Raw genomic sequence first — 4,753 nt, forward strand, 5'->3', positions numbered from 1 at the left:
AATCCGGACTGCGCAAACTGGACGCCCATGAGGAATATCCGGCTAACAGCGAACGGATAAAAGTAAATGTCCATAACGAAGACGGGAGTCTTTTGGAAGCCTTTACTCATACCCGCCGCCGCTCTGGTGACGAGGCCAAACCCTCCGCCGAATACTTGACGGTAATCCAGCAAGCCTATCATGAATGGGGGCTTGTCTGACCCCTGGACAGCTTTTGACAGTTTTAAATCACTGTCAAGGGAAGGAATAAAATTAGCTTAGACAGCACATCATCTATCACCCGTTAACCTTTGACAAAGGAGTAACCAAAGCGATACCCGGATTTTCTCACAGCAACAGATAAACAGATTTATCTGATTTGAAGGAGGCACTAAATGACTGGTATCAGCCTGGCACTTAAACCCAGACAGGTTTTTGGCAACAAGAACAAACTCATCAGAGCCCAAGGGCTAACCCCTGTCCATATCTTCGGGCACGGACTGAAATCACTGGCACTTCAAGCCGACACACTGGAACTTGAATCAACCATCAACCGGGCCGGCAGTTCACATCTGGTGAATATCAAGCTGGACACAGACAAAAAAACCCGCAAAGTATTTATCCGTGAAATTCAGCGCAACCCTATAAAAGGTTACCTTGAGCATGTAGATTTTTACCAGATAAATCTGAAAGAAAAAGTAACGGCGGAAATACCCATCCACTTCAGCGGTGAATCATCCCTGCTCAAAGAAAAAGGACACAAACTGATAGCCCCCTTTACGCACCTTACTGTTGAAGCCCTGCCGGATGACCTTCCGCCAGAAATACATATTGACCTCTCCCAGTTTGACACTCTGGAGAAAGACCTTTACATAAAAGATATCATCCTGCCCGGCGGAGCCAAAATCCTGAACGAGGCTGACCTTCTGGTAGCCAAGGTAAGCGAAGTCCACCTCAAGGTAGAAACCACGGTGGCAGTCAACCCGGCTGAGGAATCTGTGGAGAAACCTGTAGCCCATATTGAAGAAAAAGAAAGCACTGAAAAGGAATAGTTATCCGTCCTTCATGATAATAGATTTTCATACCCATATTTTCCCTCCCGAAATCATTGCAGCCCGGCAGGAATACACCTGCCGGGACAGCTGCATGGGGCTGCTTTATTCAAACCTCAAAGCCAAAATGATAACCGCAGACGAGTTGGTAGCGGCACTGAATGAAGCCGGCGTGGATAGGGCAGTGGCACTGAATATCAGCTGGGATTCAGATGAACTGTGTACATTTACCAATAACTACCTGCTGGAATCTGCCCGCCGTTACCCTGAAAGGATTATTCCGTTTTGTGCTTTACCCATTTCAAACCCGCCTGCCAGCCTTAATGAGCTGGAACGCTGCCTCAGTCTGGGGGCAAAGGGTATAGGCGAACTCCGTACCGAACGGCCGGAAGAACTGGCTCTTCCGCCATATCAACCTTTGTTTGAGCGTATAGCACAGAGGGGCTTGGTTTGCCTGTTTCATGCTTCAGAGCCACTGGGGCATATCTATCCAGGAAAGGGTCTTGCCACTCCGGAAAGGTTTTACCCGTTTATTTCCCGATACCCCAAGCTTAAACTGGTACTGGCCCATCTGGGCGGGGGCATGCCCTTTTACCACCTTATGCCGGAAGCCGCCAAGGTGCTTTCAAACACCGCCTATGACACCGCGGCCGCCCCTTTCCTGTACAACCCTGAAATTTATCAGCAGGTGATAAAACTGGCCGGAGAGACTAAACTCCTTTTCGGCAGTGATTACCCCCTCATGCCTTATGACCGCACCTTAAAACACCTACTAGATGGACGGCTTGAGACTGATATACAGGCAAAGATACTGCGGCAAAACGCACTTGACTGGTTAAACAAAGAGGAAACGGGTCTTGGCTGAAGGACTTATCCGCACTTTCATCGCCATAGAACTGTCACCTGAGCTTAACACCACACTCGGCGGTATCCAGAATTCGCTGCCTATACCCTCTCAAGCTATTAAATGGGTAAAACCCGAGTCTATCCACCTGACTCTCAAATTTCTGGGGGATACCCCGCTAAGCCAGATTGAGAGTATCGTACAGGGCATGGAGAAAGCCGCACTGGCCTGCCCTGCCTTTACCCTATCAACCACCCGAATAGGGGCTTTCCCTTCACTTTCAAACCCGAAGGTTATCTGGCTGGGGCTGAAAGGTGAGACCGATAAACTGCAAGCCACCTTCGCCGAAGTTGAGAAAAATATTTCCCGGCTGGGATTTCCAACAGATACACGGGAATTTGCTCCCCACTTGACCCTTGGGCGTCTTAGGGAGAATGCCGGTAGAAATGATATAGAAACCACTGCCAAAATACTCAAATCCGCACCCCCTATCCCCCAAACCAGCTTACACGCCAGCCATATCTGTTTGTTTAAAAGCCAGCTTTTACCCGCCGGGCCGTTATATACCAGACTGACCCAAATCAGCCTTGCCTAATCTTGTCAGGATAAGCCTCTAGGAGTATACTCAATCAACTTGAAACAAGGTCTCAGCCGGGAGGTAACTTCGTGGAGAATACAAGTTTTCCGAAATGTTTAAAATGCAATCAGGGTGATCTGCTGCCCCTGTCAGACTTTGGCAGTCAGGGTGCATCCATCCATTACAAAGCTTGGGTCTGCTCTAACCCCGGTTGCGGCTTCAACCTCAAAATCCGCAACGGGGATATATATATTAACGAACCTATCATAAACGGCAACAACCGCCAGCATTAGGCCGGTAAAAGCCAATCTAATCTGCCTGGGGGCAAACTGATGGCGTTTTTGCATCAATCCTTTAAAGATACACTGCTGGATCTAGTCTTTCCCCAGCAGTGTCTGGTTTGCGGGAAAGAAGGCAAGCTGTTCTGTGCCAAATGCCATGCCGGTCTCAGCTATATCTCCCCTCCGGTCTGTTCACTCTGCGGTCATCATGTATCAAATGACGGGGTTTGCCCTATGTGCCTTTCCGGCAAAATCCATCTGGACGGGCTGCGTTCAGTTTTCAACTTTGAAGGCGGTATTGCCCAAGCCATTTATTCCCTCAAATACCACAACCTGCGTTCGGTTGCTCCGTTACTGGGCACTTTTATGGCAGACTACCTTAAACAAAACCCTATGCCGGCTGATATTATTGTACCTGTGCCTCTCCACCCCAGCCGTTTGAAATACCGCGGCTATAACCAGTCTCTCCTGCTGGCAAGGGAACTTTGCCGCCAAACGGGTATAGAATTAGCCGACAAATGGCTTGAGCGTTCTCTGGCAACTGCCTCTCAGGCACGCACCCAAAACCGCATTGAACGTTTGGCAAACGTAAACAACGCCTTTATTTTCAAATACCCCACGACAACCGCCCCCAGAGTGATTATAATAGATGATGTAGCAACCACAGGCGCTACCCTGAATGCCTGCGCCGCCACTCTTAAAGAGGCTGGTGCCCTCAGTGTATGGGGGCTGACCATAGCCAGAGAAAGATAGAGGAGTGTAGAGTATGGAGATTCAGATTACCACCAAGAATTGCCGCCTGGACAACCGTACCCGCAGTTATATCCAACGCAAAATGGGACGGATAACCCGCATGCTCCCCCAGATTTCCGAGTTCAAGATTGAGCTTGACGAGGAACAAACCCGTTCCCAGGCTGACCATTTTATCCTGAAAGCTACTCTGCATACCGGTACAGACGTACTTTACGCTGAAGAACGGGCCGAAAACCTGCTGACCGCCGCCGACCAGGCGGTGAAAGTGCTTAACCAGCAGATTGACCATGCCAAAGGCAAAATGGAGGAAAAAGTACGCAACCGCGAAAGTATACGTCTCAGCCAGCCCAAGGTGTCTTCACCTCCACGTGAGCCTTTAATCCGAAAACGCCAACAAGAGGCAAAACCCATGACCGTGGAAGAAGCCGTAAATCAGCTGAATTTATCCGGAGAGGAATATCTGCTCTTTTTAGGTCCGGATACCAAACGGGTAAATCTGCTTCGCCGCTTTGCTGACGGCAAATTTGAGCTGGTAGAGCCTGTACCCGAATAGTTTTTAATGCCCGGACACCAGCCCTGATACATCCAGGAGACTGCAGGGTCAAATTTAAGAAGTGGATAACAGCTTTTGAGTAGAGTTGCACTAAAGAGCCTTGACACAGCCGTCAGAATGGCTGAGACTGATTCCGATATCCGCTGGGATATTTTTAAAATCCAACCGGGTTGGGTTGGGGTAATGGCATCTACGGAAGGAATCTGCCGCCTTACCCTGCCCCAGCCCGGTCAAACCGAAGCACTGGGGCAACTGAAACCGCCGCCGGGTGCTACCCGGACCAACAATCTAGTCAGCTCTCTGGCAACTAAACTTGAAAGCTATTTCAAGGGAATCAGCACGGATTTCCCGTTCAGCCTTGACCTTGGCGGGTATACACCCTTTGAATCACTGGTGTTTCAGGCCTGCGCCCAGATACCCTACGGACAAACCGCCAGTTACGGCCAGATTGCCCGCCAGATAGGCTACCCAAAAGCTGCCAGAGCAGTGGGGCAAGCGCTCCATAAAAATCCCGTGCCCCTCATAGTACCCTGCCACAGGATAATTGCCGGTAGCGGCAAAACAGGCGGTTTTAACGGCGGAATAAACATAAAATGCTGGCTGCTTACACTGGAAGCTAGGAAACCTTCAGGTTTATAACTAACGTTTCCAGAGGTACAGCATCCCACGGACGGGAATAGTAAAACCAGAGTTCGGTCTGTTCTTTATCCAAAG

7 protein-coding genes and 1 pseudogene are annotated in these 4,753 nt (G+C 49.6%); all 8 read left to right on the forward strand.

The genetic code is table 11. From position 1 onward, the window contains the following. Positions 1-200 (forward strand): annotated as a pseudogene (locus WC259_RS07630) (gamma-glutamylcyclotransferase); the annotation flags it as partial. Between the two features lie 174 nt (positions 201-374). Next, positions 375-1,031 (forward strand): 50S ribosomal protein L25/general stress protein Ctc, encoded by a 657-nt coding sequence (locus WC259_RS07635; protein ID WP_015407247.1) that lies wholly within the window; start codon positions 375-377, stop codon positions 1,029-1,031. 13 nt (positions 1,032-1,044) lie between these two features. Then, positions 1,045-1,896 (forward strand): amidohydrolase family protein, encoded by an 852-nt coding sequence (locus tag WC259_RS07640; protein WP_372644036.1) that lies wholly within the window; start codon positions 1,045-1,047, stop codon positions 1,894-1,896. Next, on the forward strand, positions 1,889-2,470 hold the full coding sequence (gene thpR, locus WC259_RS07645; protein ID WP_011309808.1) for an RNA 2',3'-cyclic phosphodiesterase: 582 nt from the start codon (positions 1,889-1,891) through the stop codon (positions 2,468-2,470). The genes WC259_RS07640 and thpR overlap by 8 nt, the downstream gene beginning before the upstream one ends. A gap of 71 nt (positions 2,471-2,541) precedes the next feature. Further along, positions 2,542-2,745, forward strand: a complete 204-nt coding sequence (locus WC259_RS07650) for a hypothetical protein (protein ID WP_011309809.1) — start codon at positions 2,542-2,544, stop codon at positions 2,743-2,745. Positions 2,746-2,784: 39 nt separating this feature from the next. After that, a complete protein-coding gene (locus WC259_RS07655) occupies positions 2,785-3,486 on the forward strand; it encodes a ComF family protein (protein WP_015407250.1) in 702 nt (233 codons plus the stop codon). A 13-nt stretch (positions 3,487-3,499) separates the two neighbouring features. Further along, positions 3,500-4,039, forward strand: coding sequence for a ribosome hibernation-promoting factor, HPF/YfiA family (hpf, locus tag WC259_RS07660; RefSeq protein WP_011309811.1), 540 nt, complete (start codon positions 3,500-3,502; stop codon positions 4,037-4,039). A gap of 75 nt (positions 4,040-4,114) precedes the next feature. Beyond that, positions 4,115-4,678: a methylated-DNA--[protein]-cysteine S-methyltransferase gene (locus WC259_RS07665; RefSeq protein ID WP_015407939.1), complete on the forward strand. Its 564-nt coding sequence runs from the start codon at positions 4,115-4,117 to the stop codon at positions 4,676-4,678. The last annotated feature ends 75 nt before the right edge of the window (positions 4,679-4,753 follow it).

This window comes from Dehalococcoides sp. (assembly GCF_041654235.1).
Classification (GTDB): Bacteria; Chloroflexota; Dehalococcoidia; order Dehalococcoidales; family Dehalococcoidaceae; genus Dehalococcoides; species Dehalococcoides mccartyi_B.

Bases quoted from the DNA above. Each gene is read 5' to 3' on its own strand.
- WC259_RS07635 (WP_015407247.1), top strand. From the start codon at position 375: ATGACTGGTATCAGCCTGGCACTTAAACCCAGACAGGTTTTTGGCAAC.
- WC259_RS07640 (WP_372644036.1), top strand. From the start codon at position 1,045: ATGATAATAGATTTTCATACCCATATTTTCCCTCCCGAAATCATTGCA.
- WC259_RS07655 (WP_015407250.1), top strand. From the start codon at position 2,785: ATGGCGTTTTTGCATCAATCCTTTAAAGATACACTGCTGGATCTAGTC.
- hpf (WP_011309811.1), top strand. From the start codon at position 3,500: ATGGAGATTCAGATTACCACCAAGAATTGCCGCCTGGACAACCGTACC.